Source organism: Rhodanobacter spathiphylli B39, from assembly GCF_000264295.1.
GTDB classification, from domain to species: domain Bacteria; phylum Pseudomonadota; class Gammaproteobacteria; order Xanthomonadales; family Rhodanobacteraceae; genus Rhodanobacter; species Rhodanobacter spathiphylli.
Map to the genome: position 1 here is coordinate 17,140 of NZ_AJXT01000007.1, position 18,970 is coordinate 36,109.

An 18,970-nucleotide genomic window follows, 5' to 3' on the forward strand; every position below is an offset into this window, starting at 1 on the left:
GCGTCGCTCAGAAGTCCAGACGGAAGTTCGCCGTGGCCATCCTGGCCTGCTGTCGCTGACCGAGATACTCGTCGTAGCCCATCTGCAGGCTTGCGCGCGGGCCCATGCGCCAGTCCAGCGTGGTGCCGAGCACGCCACCATAACGCGACAGCCCGATGCCGCCGACCGGCGCGAACTGGTCGATGCCGCTGAAGCTCGCGTCGAACACTTCGCCACGCACGCCGAATGACTGCTGCCACGACACGCGTCCCTGCAGGCTGAGGCTGCCGCCACCGGGCAAGGCCCAGTCACGCGTGGCCCGCAGGCCCGCGCCGGCCTGCCAGCGCGCCGTGGTCTGCGCCGCCGATTTCAGGCCAAAGCCGTAGGCGCCCCGCTCGTTGAAACCGTCGCGCTGGATCTGCGCATATTGCAGGTTCATGTAGGGTGTGACCTGCGTGCGGCCCAGCGCCAGGCGATAGCCGCTTTCGCCGTAAGCCACGCCGTAACGACCGTTGCCGTCGCTGGCCACGCCGGCGAACTGATCGCCGAGCTGCAGCTGACGGCGCATGGTTTCGCGGTAGCTGCCGATGCCGAAGCGGCCCATCGTGTACCACGAGCCATGGATCACGCCGCCATACAGCATCGCTTCCAGCGCATGGCTGTAGCCCTGGTCCGCACGCTCGGCCAGCCGCCCCAGGCCCTGGCTTTGGCCCAGCGCGTAACCGACGATGCCGTTGCCGTCGACGCGATAGTCCTGTCCGACCAGCGCGCCGCCAAGGTCATAGCCGACGCTGTCGTAGCCACTGCGCGACAGGCCGCCGTGATAGCCGAGGTTCTGCGTCCAGCCACCCACGGCCGGTGCGTCGAGCAGGCTGTCGAAGCGATCGGACAACGCCCGCGTACCGGCATCGATCGCCTCGAACGTCATCGCCGCGCTGGCCGCGTGCAACTGGCCGGAGAGGCTCTCCAGCGAACGCGCAAACGTAGTCGTCGAAGGTGACTGTTGCAGGCTCGCCGCGCCATCGATGAATTGTCCACTGACCGCCACCGAACCGCCCGTGCCCATGGGCGAGCCAAGCGCGTTGTCGATCTGCCTGAATGCATTCTCCACCCGCTGGGCAGCGCCGTTCGACGCACCGGTGTAAGTCATGCCTTGCACCGAGGTGACATCTGCACGCGTGACATCAAGCCACATGCTGCTGCTGTCGTAGCCAGGCGTGGCGGTAAGCAGGACGCCGGAGCCAGCATTGATTGCGCTGAAGGTGCCGGTCAGTCCACCGGACGCATTGATGATATCCGTGTGCAAATGGGCCACGTAACCAGCACGCTTGCCCATCACCAGCAAGGTTGTGGTGCCGGACAACGTTGCCTTGCCGTTGACCTGCAAGACCGATCCCAGCGACACATCGAGCATGCCATTGTTGGTCTGGCTGTAGTCGCCGCCGATGGTGATCGGACTGTCGCTGTTCAACGTGAAAACACCACCGTTGACCACCGAGCCACCAATGCCGATCGTCGGGTACAACGTGCCTCCTGGCGAAATGTTCACTGACGAGGCCAGCGACGTCACATTGAGATTGCCCATCTGGACCTGGGTCAATCCGGTATAGCTGGCGTCCTCGGTGAGGTTGAGGGTACCGGTACCCTGCTTGATCAAGCCGCCAGTACCGGCAATGGAATTGGCCCAGGTCGATGATGTGCCATAGCCGGGCAAGTTGACCGTGACGTCACCCCAGTCGAACTTTGCCGGCCCCCGGACGGCCTTGCCCACATTCAGTTCGCCATAACCGAATACCGGATCCGGCCCCGGTGCACCCAGATCATCGGCGGTGCCGAGCAGGGTCTGCCTCACCAGGTCGTTGCTGAAATACGGAAACGCCTGCCACACCAAGGCCGCGGCGCCAGACACCTCCGGTGCCGCGAACGACGTTCCGCTCACGATCCAGTAGGTCGGTTTGGTGCCCGCCACCGTATCCTTGTCGCTGACGATCACGTCACCCGGCGCGGCAAGGCAGTAACTCATCGCCTTGCCACACGCATTGGAGTAGCTGGCCAACTGGGTCGGATGATTGCTGTCGACGGCTACCGCGACCAGCCAGCCCGCCTCCAGTTGCGGCGCCAGGCTGGGCAAGGCGGCGATGTCGCTGGGATCGCTGCGCGAGTCGTTGCCCGCGGCAAACACCACCAGCCCGCCATGCTGCACCACGAACGGCTGGTAGGCCTGGGCGAAGGCTTGGTTGATGCTGGCGTTGGCGGTGTCCCAGTAGATGCCACCCCAGGAGTTGTTCATCACCTGCACACCGGCATTGATCAGGGCGGGGTTGAGCGTCTGCGCGAAGAAGTCGGCATCGGCGGCAGTGACTTCGTTGCCCTTGCCCGAGCCGTCGTCCTTGGGCGTGACATCGCTGATGATTCGCGCCGACACCAGGCTGGCGCCCGGCGCGATGCCGCCGGGAAACTGATCGAACGCCTGGCCGGCGGCAATCTGCGAGACCCAGGTGCCGTGACCGACGACGTCGTCGATCGCCGTGTTGTTGACCGAGGGATCGACATAGACCAGTTCCTGCCGCACCCGTCCGGCCAGCGCGGGATGGTTCCGCATGATGCCGCTGTCCACTACGCCGATGGTCACCCCGACACCCGTGTAGCCCAGGCTGTGTGCCCCGTACGTGTTGGTGAGCGCAAGCTGGGCATCCAGCGGCGGCTGGTTGTTCGAGGTGGTGGGGGGCGGCGAACTCGGTACCGTCGGGGGCGGCGTCGGCCTGACGTTGCCGCCACCGCCGCAGGCGCTCAGGCCCAAGGCCACCGCCACCAGCAGCGCCAACTCGCGGCGCCGCAAAACCGAATCGAGTCTGTTCATCCCGCCCCCCGCACGCGCGCTTCGATCTGACCGCCGTCGGTGCAGCCGCCACCCGGCGCAGTCCCCGCACGCATCTTCGCACAACGAAATTCCAATGAAACACACGCAAGCCCTTGCGCCTCAAGGATTCGTCGCGGTTTGCCCAGCCTCCCGGCGGACTGCGATAATCGTCGAGTTTCCTTTCAGGCGTTCGCGCCCCACCGAAGTCTTGCAAGCGGAGTTGTCCATGTCGGATGTCAGCGTCGTCATCGTCGGTTCGAAGCGCACAGCGATCGGCTCGTTCCTGGGCCAGTTCACCGGCGTCCCCACCCCGAAGCTCGGTTCCGTCGCCATTCGCGCGGCACTGCAGCAGTCCGGCGTGGCTCCGGCCGACGTCAGCGAAGTGATCATGGGTTGCGTGCTTCCCGCCAACCTCGGCCAGGCACCGGCGCGCCAGGCGGCGCTGGGCGCGGACCTGCCGGTCGGCACCGGCTGCACCACCATCAACAAGGTGTGCGGCTCGGGCATGAAGGCGATCATGCTCGGCCATGACCTGATCAAGGCGGGCTCGGCCAACGTGGTGGTGGCCGGCGGCATGGAGTCGATGACCAATGCGCCGCACATGGTCAACGCCCGCACCGGCATCCGCTATGGCGATGGCCAGCTGGTCGACCACATGGCCTGGGACGGCCTGACCAACCCCTACGACGGCAAGGCGATGGGCGTGTTCGGCGAACTGTGCGCCGACAAGTACCACTTCACCCGCGAAGAGCAGGACGCGTTCTCGATCGAGTCGGTCAACCGGGCCAAGGCGGCCCAGCAGAATGGCGCCTTCGCCGACGAGATCGCCCCGGTCACGGTGAGCCGCCGCAAGGGTGACGTGATCGTCGATACCGACGAGCAGCCGGGTCGTTCCGACGTGGCGAAGATCCCCACGCTGAAGCCCGCCTTCCGCAAGGAGAACGGCACGATCACCGCGGCCAGCTCCTCCAGCATTTCCGACGGCGCCGCGGCGGTGGTGCTGCTTTCCGCCGACGACGCGAACAAGCGGGGACTGAAGCCGCTGGCGCGGATCGTGGCGCACGCCACCCATGCGCAGGAGCCGCAGTGGTTCACCACGGCGCCAGTCAGCGCGATCCAGAAGGTGCTGGACAAGGCCGGCTGGAAGGTCGAGGACGTGGACCTGTTCGAGATCAACGAGGCGTTCGCCGTGGTCGCGATGACGCCGATGAAGGAGCTGGGCATTCCGCACGACAAGCTCAACGTCAACGGCGGTGCCTGCGCGCTCGGCCACCCGATCGGCGCCAGCGGTGCACGGCTGGTGGTGACCCTGCTGAACGCGCTGAAGGTGCGTGGCCTGAAGCGCGGCGTGGCTTCCCTGTGCATCGGCGGCGGTGAGGCGACCGCCATCGCGATCGAATCGATTGACTGATCCGGAGGCCGGCCGGCCACTGTCGCGCAATATTCACATGACGGCCGGTTAAATCTGTTTTTAATACGCACTGAAGGGTCGCCATAAACATCTGGCGCAATGTCCACGAAAGCGTTATTAATACACGGCCAAACGGCATTCCACGGCAAAGGAGATCCACCATGAAGTTTACGCGTACCCTACTCGCCGCCGCGCTCGTCGCGCTGTTGGCGGCATGCAGCAACGGCGCGCAGGATTCCGCGCAGGACGCCCAGAAGTCGGCTGATACCGCACAGCAGGCTGCCGATACAGCGCAGCAGGCTGCCGCGGCGGCTCCGACCCCGGCGACTGAGCAGGCTGCAGACCAGGCCAAGACCGCTGCTGACGCAGCTGGCCAGGCCGCCGACCAGGCTGCACAGGCTGCCGTCGCGGCTTCCGCCGCTGCTCCGGCCAACACCGACGCTGCGAAGGACGCCATGTCGCAGGCCAAGGACGCCGCCGGCAACGCTGCCGACGCCGCCGACAAGGCTGCCGACGCTGCGAAGGACGCCGCTGGCAACGCCAAGGATGCTGCCGACAAGGCCAAGGACGCGATGAAGGGTCACTGATCCCTCTCGGTTCTGCATTAAAGAAACGGTCGCCTCGTGCGACCGTTTTTTTTGGCCCGTGATTAACCCGCTGCACGGATTCTTTTGGTGGTGGCACGACGCCCCGCTATCATCCATGGTTTGTCCCCGACGGGAACCGACCGTGAGCTTCCATCCATGAGCGTCATTGCATCGCAGATCGATCCGCGTTCGCCCGAATTCCAGGCCAGCAGCCAGCAGTTGCGCACCGTGGTCGAAGACCTGCAGCGCGAACTGGCCCGCAGCGCGGAAGGTGGAGGCGCCAAGGCGTGCGAGAAGCACGTTGCCCGCGGCAAGCTGCTGCCGCGCGAGCGCATCCGCGCACTGCTCGACCCGGGCTCGCCGTTTCTGGAACTGTCGCCGCTGGCGGCGCACGGCATGTACGACGATGCCGCCCCCGCCGCCGGCGTGATCACCGGCATCGGCCGGGTCAACGGCACCGAGGTGGTGGTGGTCGCCAATGACGCCACGGTCAAGGGCGGCACCTATTTTCCGATGACCGTGAAGAAACACCTGCGCGCGCAGGAAGTGGCGCTGGAGAACCGCCTGCCCTGCGTCTACCTGGTCGACTCCGGCGGCGCCTTCCTGCCGTTGCAGGACGAGGTGTTCCCGGACAAGGAGCATTTCGGCCGGATCTTCTACAACCAGGCGCGGATGTCCGCGCTGAACATCCCGCAGATCGCGGTGGTGATGGGCAGCTGCACCGCCGGCGGTGCCTACGTGCCGGCGATGAGCGACGAGACCATCATCGTGCGCGAACAGGGCACCATCTTCCTCGGCGGCCCGCCGCTGGTGAAGGCCGCCACCGGCGAGGTGGTGGACGCCGAAACGCTGGGCGGCGCAGACGTCCATACGTCCATTTCCGGGGTGGCCGACCACTATGCCGAGAATGACGCCCACGCGCTGGCGATCGCCCGCGACATCGTCGGCCACCTCAACCGCAACAAGCCGATGCCGCTGGCCCTGCGTGCGCCGGTCGAACCGAAGTACCCGGCCGAGGAACTGTACGGGGTGATTCCCGCCGACACCCGCCGTCCGTTCGACATCCGCGAGGTGATCGCGCGCATCGTCGACGGCTCGGAGTTCCACGAGTTCAAGGCGCGCTACGGCAAGACCCTGGTCTGCGGCTTTGCGCACATCCACGGCTACCCGGTGGGCATCGTCGCCAACAACGGCATCCTGTTCGCCGAGAGCGCGCTCAAGGGCGCGCACTTCATCGAGCTGTGCAACCAGCGCAACGTGCCGCTGGTGTTTTTGCAGAACATCACCGGCTTCATGGTCGGCAAGAAGTACGAGCAGGCCGGCATCGCCAAGGACGGCGCCAAGATGGTCACCGCGGTGGCCTGCTCGCACGTGCCGAAGTTCACCGTGGTGATCGGCGGCAGCTTCGGCGCCGGCAACTATGCGATGTGCGGCAGGGCTTATGGAGCAAGGTTCCTGTGGATGTGGCCGAACGCGCGCATCAGCGTGATGGGCGGCGAGCAGGCCGCCAGCGTGCTGGCCACGGTCAAGCGCGACGGCATCGAGGCGAAGGGTGGCGAGTGGTCGGCCGCCGAGGAGGAAGCCTTCAAGGCGCCGCTGCGCGAGCAGTACGAGCGCCAGGGCCATCCGTACTACGCCAGCGCCCGCCTGTGGGACGACGGCATCATCGACCCGGTCGACACGCGGCGGGTGCTGGGCCTGGCCATCTCCGCGTCGATGAACGCACCGATCGAGCCGCAGCGTTACGGCGTGTTCCGCATGTAAGCTTTGCCGTCACGCACAACGACTTCACAGGGGAAGTCAGGGATGATTGTCGGTATCGATCTGGGCACCACGCATTCGTTGATCGGCTGTTACGACGAAACGGGGCCGCGGCTGTTCGCGAATGCGCTGGGCGAGTTCCTCACGCCCTCGGTGGTCAGCGTCGACGAGGCCGGCCAGGTGATCGTCGGTCAGCCGGCCCGCGACCGCCTGGTCAGCCATCCGCAGAGGAGCGTGGCCAGTTTCAAGCGCTGGATGGGCACCTCGCGGGAGACCCGGCTGGGCACGCACGGCTTCCGCCCGGAAGAACTGTCCGCGCTGATCCTGCGCTCGCTGCTCTCCGATGCCGAGGCGGCGCTGGGGGAAAAGGTCGACGAGGCCGTCATCAGCGTGCCGGCCTATTTCTCCGACGCCCAGCGCAAGGCCACCCGCGCCGCTGGCGAGCTGGCCGGCATCCGCGTCGAGCGGCTGATCAACGAACCGACTGCCGCCGCGCTGGCCTACGGCCTGCGCGAGCAATCCGACGGCGCCCGCTTCCTGGTCTTCGACCTCGGTGGCGGCACCTTCGACGTGTCGGTGCTGGAAATGTTCGAGGGCGTGGTCGAAGTCCACGCCAGCGCCGGCGACAACTTCCTCGGCGGCGAGGACTTCCTCGACCTGCTGGAACAGACCTGCCGCGCCGACCTCAAACTCGCTGACGACACACTGGACGCCAGCCAGCGCGGCCAGCTGCGACGGCGGCTGGAGGTGGCCAAGCGCACGCTGGGCAGCGAAGGTCATGCACGCATCGAGTTCGCGCTGGGCGACCGGCAGCTGGACTGGCGGATCGACGAGGAACGCTTCAACCGGCTGGCCGATCCACTGGTGCAGCGCATGCGTGCGCCGCTGGAACGGGCGATGCGCGATGCCCGGCTGAAACCGGAACAGCTGGACGAGATCGTGCTGGTCGGCGGCGCCAGCCGCATGCCGCTGGTCGCCCGCACGGTGTCGCGCATGTTCGGCCGGTTGCCGCTGCGTCACGTGAACCCCGACCAGGCCATCGCGCTGGGTGCCTGCATCGCGGCCGGGCTGAAGTCGCGCGACCAGCGCCTGGACGAGATCATCCTCACCGACGTCTGCCCGTATTCGCTGGGTACCGAAGTGGCGCGCCGCGACGAACAGGGGCGCGCCGTGACCGGCTTCTTCGAGCCGGTCATCCAGCGCAACAGCACGGTGCCGGTGAGCCGGGAGGAAACCTTCTGGCCGGTCCACGAACGGCAGCAGCAGGTGCAACTGGACGTCTACCAGGGCGAGAGCCCGCTGGTCGAGAAGAACATCAAGCTGGGCGAGTTGACGGTGGACATCGACCCGACGCTGTCGATCACGGAGAACGCCGTGACCGTGCGCTTCACCTACGACATCAACGGCGTGCTGCAGGTCGAGGCGCGGGTGCATGCCAGTGATCGCCGCTACGAGCTGCTGCTGGAACAGAATCCGGGCCTGCTCGACGCGCAGCAGATCCGCGAACGCCTGGCGGCATTGAACGACCTCAAGATCCATCCGCGCGGCAAGCACGAGAACCTCGCCATGCTGGCGCGCGCGGAGCGCCTGTACGAGGAACACCTGGATGCACGCGACCAGCTGCAGGAATGGATCGCGCGTTTCCGCACCGCACTGGAAAGCCAGGACGAGGCGGTCATCCGCGAGCATCGCCGCGAATTCGGCCGCGCGCTGGATACGCTGGAGTCGGCCTGATGTCGCCGTTCGAGTTGCTCGGATTGGCCGCCGACGCCGACGAACGCGCAATCAAGCGTGCTTACGCGCAGCGGTTGCGGCTCACCCGACCCGACGACGACCCGCAAGGGTTCCAGCAGTTGCACGCCGCCTATCAGGCGGCGTTGGCCCATTGCCGGGCCGCGGCCGTCGATGCAACCGCACCGCCGCATGAGCCGGTGCGCGAGCCATCCCTGCCCTTGTCCTCCGCAGTCCCGGCCGCTGCGGGCGCAGCGGATCTCCCGGCCGCCATCGAGCCACCCGCGCCGTTTCGCTTCGACCTGGCCGCCTTCTGCAGCGCCGTGTTCGCGCAGGCTTCGGGCGGCGATGCCGTGGCACTGCAGGCGTGGCTGGCGGGTCGCCAGGAGCTGTGGTCGCTGCAGCTCAAGGCACGGGTCGGCCGATACCTGCTGAATGAGCTCCACGAACAGGCGCCGCCGATGCCGGTCGACTGCATGGAGACCCTGCTGCGTTTCTTCGATCTCGATCACGCACTGGCCGATCACGATCCCCTGGCCATGCTGCAGCTCACGCGGCGTTCCCGCCTGGCCTGGCAACTGCAGGACGACGACGAAGACCGTCTTGGCGCGCGGCTGGAACTGCGTACACCGCTGCAACGCTGGCGGGCGCACTGGGTTCTGCGCCAGCTGCAACGCCCGTTCCGCTGGTCGCGAGTGCTCTGGCTGGGCGTGAATGTCGTCGTTCCCGAACGCATCGCGGACTTCGTCGCCGAGGCAAGCGACAACCACCCGGAAGATCTGCCCGAAACGATCGACCGCACCCAGCTCGGGTTCTGGCTGGCTGCGGCAAATCGTCAGCGCGTCACTCGTCCGCGGCTGATCCTGGGTGGCGTCCGCAGCACGGGCATGCTGCTGCTTGGCATCCTGCTGGCGCCGCTGCTGAGCTTGCTCTGCACCGACAGCATCGCGTTTCGCCCCATGCTGATCGTGGTCGGCGTGGTGATGGTGCCCAGTGCGCTGTGGGCTCTCTGGATGGCCTGGTCTGCGCTCGTCCTCTGGTACATCGAACGGGAACCGCGCGCCGCGCGCAAGTTCGTGGTGCCGCTCCTGTGCGCTGCCGGCGTGGTGCTCGGCGCCGTCGGGCAGGACGGTCCAGGACTCGTGCTCATCGCGCCGGCCTTGTGGCTGTCGGTTCGTCGCTACTGGTACCACCACGCGAGCCGGTACGCGGTCTTCAACTCGGGCTACGTCCGACTGGCGCTGCTATTGGCCATTCCGGTGCTCCACGCCGTATTGAACGCGGGCCTGGGCGCAGACCTGCTGTCGTCCGGTGACGTGATTGCGGCAGCAGCCATGCTGGCATGGACGGCCGATCTGCGAAGGCAGCCCCGGGGTCAGGCCAGCGTTCGCTGACCGAGGTTCGATGCGGCATCGTCAACGGACGTGGTGCGCGACGGCGTCGTGCCGGGCCGGACTCGCGGCGTTTGCTGACGCCGCATGAAGCGCGCGCCCCACCACAGCACCAGCAGGGTCATGGCGAGGAACACCATCTGCATGCCGGCCGGGCGGGCGTCGTAACCGATCAGCACGTGGGCGGTCTGGCCCAGCAGCGAACCGTTGCCGAGCAGCCACGAGCTGTCCCACAACGGCTGCCCCCAGGCCGGCAGCAGGTCGGCCTGGATCAGGTAGCGTGCGGCGCTGGAGGCCAGACCGGCAGCCAGCAGCACCAGCATGGCGTTGGTGGCGCCGAAGAAGTGGCGCAACGGAATCCGCAGCAGGCCCGCATACAGGCCGAAACCCACGGCGGCCCCGGCCAGCACGCCAAGCGCCAGCCCGGCCCACAGGTGATCCGCGCCGCCGGCGCGCATGCCGTACAGGAACAGCACCACTTCCGAACCTTCACGCAGCACCGCCAGGGCCACCACCAGCAACAGCAGGCCCAGCGAACTGACGCCGCGGTGCACGGCCGTGCCCAGTGCCTGCATCTGCCGGCTCAACTCCCGCCCGTGGCTGGACATCCACAACACGTGCCAGCCAATCATCAGCACGGCGGCGATCAGGATGCCCGCGTTGAACAACTCCTGGCCCGCGCCGCTGAAGGCATCGGCCAGCAGGCTGGCCGACAGCGCCACCAGCAACGCGCCCAGCACGCCGAGCGCGATGCCACCGCCGACGAACCAGCCGCGCCGCGACACCCCGCGGGTGGCGGCGGCGACCACGGTGACGATCAGCGCCGCTTCCAGCACTTCGCGAAATACCAGCAAGGCGATGGCCCACATGGCGCTACTCCACCACCAGCGTGCCCTGGGCGGTGGGCTGGTGGAAGTCGCCGTAGAAGCGGTAGCGACCCGGCTTGAACGGACCGATGAAGATGCTGATGCGGCTGTTCGGCATCACGATCTTCTCCGCCGGGAAATCATCGCTCTCGAATTCCTCCGGTGACGGGTCCTGGTTGACCAGTTCCACTTTCACCCGGGTATTGGCGGGGAGATGCAGCTCGGCGGGCTGGTAGCGGTGGTCTTTCAGGGTCAGCGTGTAGCCGGGCACCTCGGTCGCGCTGGCCAGCAGTGGCAGCATCAGGGCGAGCACGGTGGACATCAGGGCTTTCATGGCTTGGGCATGCCTCATCAAGTTGATTGATAATCATTATCAACCATGGCGACAAGAAAGCCCGCATTCAAGTCCTCCCCCCGACAAGGCACGGGTCTGGCATCGCTGCGGGCAACGGGCGTCATTCTGGCAGCAGAATGCAAGCGGGCCCCTGATCTGGATCAGGAGCCCGGGCCGCGAGGAGGACGGAGCCGTCGCAGTTCAGTCCTGCGGCGGGTCCCCGCGCAGGCGCACGTCGTTGGGCAACATGTCGGTACGCTCCCGGTTCTCCTCGCGCTGGGACTCGAAGAAGCGCTGCACCTGCTGGCAGACCGGCATGGTGTTGTCGCGGGTGGCGGCGGAAACCAGGAACCATGGCGCGGTCCAGCCCAGCTCGGCGACCACCTTCTCGGCGGCTGCCTGGCGTTCGTCCTCGGCCAGCAGGTCGGCCTTGTTCAGCACCAGCCAGCGCGGGCGCTCCAGCAATTCGGGGTTGAACTTCTCCAGCTCCTGTTCGATCGCCCGTACCTGGCCGGCCACGTCGGAGCCGTCGATCGGCGCGATGTCGACGATGTGCAGCAACAGGCTGGTGCGCGACACGTGGCGCAGGAACTGGATGCCCAGTCCGGCACCTTCGGAGGCGCCTTCGATCAGGCCGGGGATGTCCGCGATCACGAAACTCTGGTCGGTGCCCAGGCTGACCACGCCCAGGTTCGGATGCAGGGTGGTGAACGGATAATCCGCCACCCGCGGCGTCGCCGCCGACACCGCGCGGATGAAGGTCGACTTGCCGGCATTCGGGAAACCGAGCAGGCCGACATCCGCCAGCAGGCGCAGTTCCAGCTTCAGCTCGCGCACGTCGCCCGGCGTGCCCGGCGTGGCCTTGCGCGGCGCCCGGTTCACCGAGGTCTTGAAATGGATATTGCCCAGTCCGCCCTTGCCGCCCTGGGCCACCAGCATGCGCTGGCCGTGGCTGGTCAGGTCGCCGATCACCTCGTCGGTGTCGACATTGGTGATCATGGTGCCGACCGGCACGCGGATCGTGGTGTCCTCGCCGCCCTTGCCGTACATCTGGCTGCCCATGCCGTTCTCGCCGCGCTTCGCCTTGAAGCTGCGCTGGTGGCGGAAGTCGATCAGCGTGTTCAGGCCCTCGTCGGCCACCAGCCAGATCGAGCCGCCGAAGCCGCCGTCGCCGCCATCGGGGCCGCCGAACGGGATGAACTTCTCGCGGCGGAAGCTGATGCAGCCATTGCCGCCGTCACCGGCCATAACCTTGATGTGTGCTTCGTCGACGAATTTCATGGGTGGGTCCGGGGAACGGGGAACGGGGAACGGGGAACGACAGTTACAGAGTACGGGAAGCGCATGCCCCGTTCCCTGTTCCCCGTTCCCCGCTTCAAAAACAAAAGCCCCGCCGAGGCGGGGCCTTCGCTATCGCATCGCGACAGGCTTACGCCTGGACGACGTCGACGAAACGGCGGTTCTTGTCGCCACGGATGGCAAACTTGACGGTGCCGTCGATCAGCGCGAACAGGGTGTGGTCACGACCCAGACCCACGCCCACACCCGGATGGAACTGGGTGCCGCGCTGACGCACGATGATGTTGCCGGCTTCGATGGCCTGGCCACCGTAGATCTTGACGCCGAGGTATTTCGGGTTCGAATCGCGACCGTTGCGGCTGGAACCTACGCCTTTTTTATGTGCCATGACTCAATGCTCCAGTTGCTCAGGCGTTGATGCCCGTGATCTCGATTTCGGTGAAATGCTGACGGTGACCCTGCTGACGCTTGTAGTGCTTGCGGCGGCGGAATTTGATGATGCGGATCTTGTCGGCACGGCCGTGCTTGCGCACGGTGGCGCTGACGGTGGCGCCTTCGACGACCGGCGCACCGACGGTGACCGACTCGCCCGAACCGACCAGCAGCACCTGGTCAAAGCTGACCGTGGCGCCCTCTTCGGCGGTCAACAGTTCCACGCGCAGGACGTCGCCCTGCATGACGCGGTACTGCTTGCCACCGGTCTTGATGACTGCATAACTCATGGGAATGCCCTTCTGTCGTTATTCTCTTGGGTATCGCCATGACCCTTTTCCGGTCTGGCGAACCGCGGATTATAGCGACGCGACCCCGCACTGGTCAATTACTGACCACGCCAGACCCGAACGGCCTTGCCGGGGCCCCCGCGGTGAACCGTTTAGTGGCCCGACCCGGGCACCGGCACGGCCGGCTTCGCGGCCGCGGGACTGGCCGGACACTGGCCATTGGCGTCCAGCGTGCCCTTCTGCTGCAGCTGCCTGATCATCGCCTGGCCGCGCTCGCGGCCCCAGGCCTGGCCCACCTTCATGCCCTCGGCCATCGTTACCGGCATCTGGGTGATCACCTTCTGGCCCAGCGGGGAGCGATAGAACTTCAGCAAACCTGCCACATCCTGGGCGGTGAAATGGCGCTGGTAGATCGGCACCATCTGGTCCAGCAACTGCCGGCTGCCGCTGGCGTCGATGAAACCCTGCCAGTAGGACGCCGGAACGCAGGGCACGGCCTGTCCCATCACCGTGACCATCTGCGTGTTCATCTGCCCGAACATGCGATCCATGTGCATCACCTCGAACAGTTCGCGCACCTGCTTTTCGCTCGGCTGCGCGGCAACGGCCTGTCCGGCGGCGCCCAGCGCCAGCGCTGCGGCGGCAGCGATTCCCGCCCACTTGTGCATGACTTGCCTCCGTACGGGTGAAACCGGCATTTAGCCACAGCCGGCACGGTGAGCCAAATCCGGCCGTCACCTGACGCCGTCGACACTGAACCATCAAAACTCCTTGGTATAGTAATGGTTCCCCCCCATATCCGGCGTCCATGGACACCATACGCATCCGCGGTGCGCGCACGCACAACCTCAAGAACATCGACCTCGACCTGCCCCGCGATCAGCTGATCGTGATCACCGGCCTGTCCGGTTCGGGCAAATCCTCGCTGGCCTTCGACACGATCTACGCCGAAGGCCAGCGCCGCTACGTGGAATCGCTTTCCGCGTACGCGCGCCAGTTCCTGTCGATGATGGAGAAGCCCGACGTCGACCACATCGAAGGCCTGTCGCCGGCGATCTCGATCGAGCAGAAATCCACCTCGCACAACCCGCGCTCCACCGTGGGCACGATCACCGAGGTATACGACTACCTGCGCCTGCTGTACGCCCGCGTCGGCACGCCGCGCTGTCCCGACCACGGCATTCCGCTGGAAGCGCAGACGGTGAGCCAGATGGTCGACGCCACGCTCGCGCTCGATGCGGAGACCCGCTACATGCTGCTGGCGCCGGTGATCCGCGAGCGCAAGGGCGAGCACGTGCAGGTGTTCGAGCAGTTGCGCGCGCAGGGCTTCGTGCGTGCCCGCGTCGACGGCGCGGTGTACGACCTCGACGCGGTGCCGCCGCTGACCTTGCGCCAGAAGCACACCATCGAGGTGGTGGTCGACCGCTTCCGCCCGCGCGACGACATCAAGCAGCGCCTGGCCGAGTCGTTCGAGACCGCGCTGCGGCTGGGCGACGGGCTGGTGATCCTGGCGAACATGGACGATCAGTCCGCGACGGAGCAGCTGCTGTCCTCGCGCTACTCCTGCCCGGTCTGCGACTACTCGCTGCCCGAGCTGGAGCCGCGACTGTTCTCGTTCAATTCGCCGGTGGGCGCCTGCCCGTCCTGCGACGGCCTCGGGGTGACCCAGGTGTTCGACGCCGCGCGTGTGGTCGGCCATCCCGAGCTGGCGCTGTCCAGCGGCGCGGTGCGCGGCTGGGATCGGCGCAACGCGCACTATTTCCAGCTGATCCTGTCGCTGGCGGCGCACTACGGCTTCGACGTGGACGCCCCGTGGCAGAAGCTTCCGGTGGACGTCCAGAAGGCCATCCTGTACGGCAGCGGCAAGGAACGCATCGCGTTCCGCTACATCACCGAACGCGGCGGCAAGGTCACCCGCGAACATCCGTTCGAGGGCATCCTGCCGAACCTGGAACGGCGCTACAAGGAGACCGAATCCGCCGCGGTGCGCGAGGAGCTGGCCAAGTACATCAGCGACCAGCCCTGCCCGGTCTGCGAAGGCCAGCGACTCAACCGCTCGGCGCGCAACGTGTTCGTCGCCGACCATGCGCTGCCATCGCTGACCCATCGTTCGATCGACGACGCGCTTCAGTTCTTCGAAGAACTGAAGCTCACCGGCTGGCGCGGCGAGATCGCGGTGAAGATCGTCAAGGAAATCCGCGAGCGGCTGACCTTCCTCAACGACGTCGGCCTCAATTACCTCACGCTGGATCGCCAGGCCGACTCGCTCTCCGGCGGCGAGGCACAGCGCATCCGCCTTGCCTCGCAGATCGGTGCCGGCCTGGTCGGCGTGATGTACGTGCTGGACGAGCCCTCGATCGGCCTGCACCAGCGCGACAACGAGCGCCTGCTCGGCACACTGACCCGCCTGCGCGACCTCGGCAACACGGTGATCGTCGTCGAGCACGACGAGGACGCGATCCGCATGGCCGACCACGTGCTCGACATCGGCCCCGGCGCCGGCGTGCACGGCGGCGAGATCGTGGCACAGGGCAGCGTGCAGGACATGCTGGACTCGCCACGCTCGGTCACCGGCCAGTTCCTCTCCGGCGCGCGCGCGATCGAGGTACCGAAGGAACGCCGCCAGCCGATCGACGACGAGTCGTGGCTGCACCTGAAAGGCGCCAGCGGCAACAACCTCAAGAACGTCGACCTGGCGATTCCGGCCGGCCTGTTCACCTGCGTCACCGGCGTCTCCGGATCGGGCAAGTCGACCCTGGTCAACGACACCCTGTTCCGCCTCGCCGCGGCCGAACTGAATGGCGCCGGCACGCAGGCAGCGCCGCACAAGTCCGTCACGGGCATGGATCTGTTCGACAAGGTGGTCGACATCGACCAGTCGCCGATCGGCCGCACGCCGCGCTCCAACCCGGCCACCTACACCGGCCTGTTCACCCCGCTGCGCGACATGTTCTCGCAGGTGCCCGAGGCGCGTTCGCGTGGCTACACGCCGGGCCGCTTCAGCTTCAACGTGCGCGGCGGCCGCTGCGAAGCCTGCGAAGGCGACGGCATGATCAAGGTGGAGATGCATTTCCTGCCCGACGTCTACGTGCCCTGCGACGTCTGCCACGGCAAGCGCTACAACCGCGAGACGCTGGAGATCCTGTACAAGGGCCACACCATCGCCGACGTGCTCGACATGACGGTGGAGGACGCGCTGAAGCTGTTCGAGAACGTGCCGACCATCGCGCGCAAGCTCGACACGCTGCGCGCCGTGGGCCTCGACTACATCAAGCTGGGCCAGAGCGCGACCACGCTGTCCGGCGGCGAGGCGCAGCGCGTGAAGCTGTCCAAGGAACTCTCCAAGCGCGACACCGGCCGCACGCTCTACATTCTGGACGAACCCACCACCGGCCTGCACTTCCACGACATCGAGCAGTTGCTCGACGTGTTGCATCAGCTGGTCGACCAGGGCAACACCGTGGTGGTGATCGAACACAACCTGGACGTGATCAAGACCGCCGACTGGGTCGTCGACCTCGGCCCCGAAGGCGGCGCGGGCGGCGGCCGCATCCTGGTTGCCGGCACGCCGGAAACCGTGGCGGCCACGCCCGGGTCGCACACCGGCCATTTCCTCGCGCCGCACCTGAAACCGGCCAAGCCGAAAAAGCCCGGCACCGCCGGGCGCGTCAAGGCCGCCACCAAGCACATCGCCTCGGCCGACAAGTACAAGCCGATGCGCGGCAGCGGAAAGAAGAAGAAACCTTCATGAGCAACTCATCGACCGACATCGCCGAAAGCGCAACCGGTGCGTCCCATGCGCCGCTGTTCGTCGCCTCCCTCGGGGTGCGCTGGCGCGACCTCGACGCGTTCAACCACGTCAACAATTCCAACTTCCTCACCTACCTGGAAGAGGCGCGGCTGCAATGGCTGCAGCATGTGCGCGACTGGTTCAGCGAGGACGCGATGCCGGTGCTGGCCGCCAGCGAACTGCAGTATCGGCGCCCGATTCCCTGGCCTGCTTCACTGCACATCGAACTGCGCTGCACTCGCCTCGGCACCAGCTCGATGACGATCGCACATCGCATCGTCGACGCCGATGACGCCGGCCGCCTGTATTGCGACGGCCACGTGGTGATGGTGTGGATGAATCCGGTCAGCGGCAAGGCAATGCCGCTTCCCGCCACGATCCGCACCGCTGCCGGTGTCTCGAGCGGCGGCTGATCGCGCTGCCTGGGGCGCCGGAACCGGGAATCCGGCTCGATGACCGAAGGTCACCTGGTCGACCTCGCCGGGCTCTGCGGCGGGGCCGCCCCGCGGGAGCGCGCCTTGCGCGCGAATCGATCGCCATCCCAGTCGATCGCGTCGCGGGCCGCGTCGTAGCGGAATTCCTCCGGCGGATCGAGCGTCTGCGGCCACGCTGCGAACAGCCCCGCTGCCGCCGGCTGCAGGCGCAGGCGCTGTGCACCGAGTATCGCCACCAGCGCGTCGCCGTCACGCTCCACCCGCAGCGTGCCCAGCCGAGGGCTTTCGAACACGCCGGCGTGTGCATCCAGTTCGCGGAGTGACGGGCGCCAGGCGAACCCGGCCCACCTGGCATCCGCCCGTGCCGTGGCGATGGCATCGCCGCGCCGCTTCACCAGTTTCGCCAGGCGCGCCGGATAGTCGATCACGATCCTCCGCAGGCGCGCATCTTCGCCGTCCTTGCCGGTGGACAGGCCGATGAAGGCCTTGATCGTTTCCAGTTCCAGGCCCTCGATGGCACTGTCACTGTTGATGACCAGCGACAAGCCCGCGTGGCGCGTCGGCAGCAGCACGGTCACGGATACCACGCCGGGATAGGAGCCCGGGTGCATCAGCACCCGCTCGCCCCGGTAACCGCAGCTGTACCAGCCGAGGCTGTAGCCATCACAGTCGATTTCGTGGTCGGCCAGATCGGCGTGGACGATCGGCCGCTGCACCCGCTCGAAGCTCGCCGTGGTCGGCGTGCCGGAGGGCGAGAGCCGCGCCAGATTGACGCGCATCCAGCGAGCCATGTCGTCCGCTGAAAGTGCCAGCCCGCCAGCGGCGTGCATCAAGGCATCGGGCTTGGGCGGCAGCGCGCGCCAGCGCTCGCCATCCCACTGATGGTTCCAGGCCAGCCGCCGCGGCGCGACAGTCGAGGTTGCGGTAAGCGCATCGGCCAATCCCAGCGGCTGCAGGACTTCGTCGTGCAGCCAGTCCTGCCAACTGCGCCCGGTCCGCACCTGCAGCGCCGCGCCGTAGATCAGGTCGCCGAGATTGGAGTAGCGAAACCCGGGCTTGCGCACTTCGGTGTAGTGCGCAAGCAGATCCGGATAGTCCGTCGCCGGCACCGTGCGCACGTAAGCGGTCAGGTGGTTGAGCGTTTCCGTCGTCAGCGGCTCCTGGTGCGAAAGCAGATCCGCGAGGGTGATCGCTGCCGGATCCGCCGGCGCCGGCAAATGCAGGTCGGGCCAGATCCCGGCCAACGTCGTGTCGAGCGGAAGCACGCCTTCCGCGTCGAGTTGTGCCGCCAGCAGGCCCATGAAGGACTTCGTCTGCGAAGCAACATAGAACAGCGTGGCGTGATCGGCGCGCACGCCGGTGCCGGCATGCGCCTCGCCGTTGACGTAGAGCAACCGGGTGGCGTCACCTTCGACGACAACGGCGGAAACCGCCGGAAACGATCCCGGCACCCGTTGCACCTGTTCCAGCATGTGACGGATCCGCATCGCCGCGACCTGCACGGTCGTGGCCCGTGACGGGTCGGCCGCTGCAAGTACGGGACTTGCAGCGAGCAGCAGCACGCACGCTCGGAGGCCGCTCACCCGGGCTTTCCGCATGCCTCCAGTCCACCCGCCGGCTTCGGGCATCTTGCGGTATTCGCCGACAGCAGCCTTGATCGCACAGGCGATGCCGGGGAAGAAGCTGCCGGGGGTCAGCCGTATGAAGTTCATGGACGCACCGATGGCGAATGTCGGAGCAAGGGATACCATCCGCGCCGAACCGGTTGCAGGCCGGCCGCGGGAACACTCGCCACGGCGCGCGCC

General features: G+C 66.9%; 15 protein-coding genes. 7 read left to right on the forward strand and 8 right to left on the reverse strand.

Translation table 11 applies throughout. The features are described 5' to 3' along the window. Positions 1-7: 7 nt before the first annotated feature. Positions 8-2,839, reverse strand: coding sequence for a S8 family serine peptidase (locus UU7_RS05280; protein WP_007806089.1), 2,832 nt, complete (start codon positions 2,837-2,839; stop codon positions 8-10). 226 nt (positions 2,840-3,065) lie between these two features. On the opposite strand from UU7_RS05280, the gene UU7_RS05285 reads away from it, so the two are divergent. The 5 genes from UU7_RS05285 (at position 3,066) to UU7_RS05305 (ending at position 9,723) form a co-directional block, all read left to right on the forward strand. Beyond that, positions 3,066-4,250, forward strand: a complete 1,185-nt coding sequence (locus UU7_RS05285; RefSeq protein WP_007806090.1) for an acetyl-CoA C-acyltransferase — start codon at positions 3,066-3,068, stop codon at positions 4,248-4,250. Between the two features lie 161 nt (positions 4,251-4,411). Beyond that, a complete protein-coding gene (locus tag UU7_RS05290) occupies positions 4,412-4,837 on the forward strand; it encodes a hypothetical protein (protein WP_007806092.1) in 426 nt (141 codons plus the stop codon). A 156-nt stretch (positions 4,838-4,993) separates the two neighbouring features. Continuing rightward, the gene (locus UU7_RS05295) at positions 4,994-6,601 is read left to right on the forward strand and encodes a carboxyl transferase domain-containing protein (RefSeq protein WP_007806094.1); all 1,608 of its coding nucleotides are present in this window, start codon (positions 4,994-4,996) and stop codon (positions 6,599-6,601) included. Positions 6,602-6,643: 42 nt separating this feature from the next. Beyond that, positions 6,644-8,332 carry a molecular chaperone HscC gene (locus UU7_RS05300; RefSeq protein ID WP_007806096.1) on the forward strand — a complete coding sequence of 563 codons (1,689 nt, stop codon included), beginning with the start codon at positions 6,644-6,646 and terminating at the stop codon, positions 8,330-8,332. Next, positions 8,332-9,723 (forward strand): J domain-containing protein, encoded by a 1,392-nt coding sequence (locus tag UU7_RS05305; RefSeq protein ID WP_007806098.1) that lies wholly within the window; start codon positions 8,332-8,334, stop codon positions 9,721-9,723. The genes UU7_RS05300 and UU7_RS05305 overlap by 1 nt, the downstream gene beginning before the upstream one ends. Here UU7_RS05305 and UU7_RS05310 read toward each other — a convergent pair. The 6 genes from UU7_RS05310 to UU7_RS05335 all read right to left on the reverse strand — a co-directional run bounded on the left by UU7_RS05310 (position 9,705) and on the right by UU7_RS05335 (position 13,609). Beyond that, positions 9,705-10,589, reverse strand: coding sequence for an FTR1 family iron permease (locus UU7_RS05310; protein WP_007806100.1), 885 nt, complete (start codon positions 10,587-10,589; stop codon positions 9,705-9,707). The two genes, UU7_RS05305 and UU7_RS05310, sit on opposite strands and share 19 nt — an antisense overlap. Positions 10,590-10,593: 4 nt before the next feature. Then, entirely contained in the window at positions 10,594-10,920 is a 327-nt protein-coding gene (locus tag UU7_RS05315) for a cupredoxin domain-containing protein (RefSeq protein ID WP_040672893.1), read from the reverse strand. Between the two features lie 201 nt (positions 10,921-11,121). Continuing rightward, positions 11,122-12,201, reverse strand: a complete 1,080-nt coding sequence (gene cgtA, locus UU7_RS05320; protein WP_007806103.1) for an Obg family GTPase CgtA — start codon at positions 12,199-12,201, stop codon at positions 11,122-11,124. A gap of 148 nt (positions 12,202-12,349) precedes the next feature. Further along, positions 12,350-12,607 (reverse strand): 50S ribosomal protein L27, encoded by a 258-nt coding sequence (gene rpmA, locus UU7_RS05325; protein ID WP_007806105.1) that lies wholly within the window; start codon positions 12,605-12,607, stop codon positions 12,350-12,352. 19 nt (positions 12,608-12,626) lie between these two features. Then, a complete protein-coding gene (gene rplU, locus UU7_RS05330; RefSeq protein WP_007806107.1) occupies positions 12,627-12,941 on the reverse strand; it encodes a 50S ribosomal protein L21 in 315 nt (104 codons plus the stop codon). A 152-nt stretch (positions 12,942-13,093) separates the two neighbouring features. Beyond that, a complete protein-coding gene (locus UU7_RS05335) occupies positions 13,094-13,609 on the reverse strand; it encodes a DUF2059 domain-containing protein (RefSeq protein WP_007806109.1) in 516 nt (171 codons plus the stop codon). Positions 13,610-13,749: 140 nt separating this feature from the next. Between UU7_RS05335 and uvrA the strand changes: the two genes are divergently transcribed. Continuing rightward, positions 13,750-16,692 (forward strand): excinuclease ABC subunit UvrA, encoded by a 2,943-nt coding sequence (uvrA, locus tag UU7_RS05340; RefSeq protein WP_007806112.1) that lies wholly within the window; start codon positions 13,750-13,752, stop codon positions 16,690-16,692. Beyond that, complete coding sequence (locus UU7_RS05345; protein WP_007806114.1) at positions 16,689-17,144, forward strand: acyl-CoA thioesterase; 456 nt, start codon at positions 16,689-16,691, stop codon at positions 17,142-17,144. Before uvrA ends, UU7_RS05345 begins: the two co-directional genes overlap by 4 nt. A gap of 50 nt (positions 17,145-17,194) precedes the next feature. On the opposite strand, the gene UU7_RS05350 is transcribed toward UU7_RS05345, so the two are convergent. After that, complete coding sequence (locus tag UU7_RS05350) at positions 17,195-18,877, reverse strand: serine hydrolase domain-containing protein (protein WP_162098638.1); 1,683 nt, start codon at positions 18,875-18,877, stop codon at positions 17,195-17,197. Positions 18,878-18,970 lie beyond the last annotated feature (93 nt).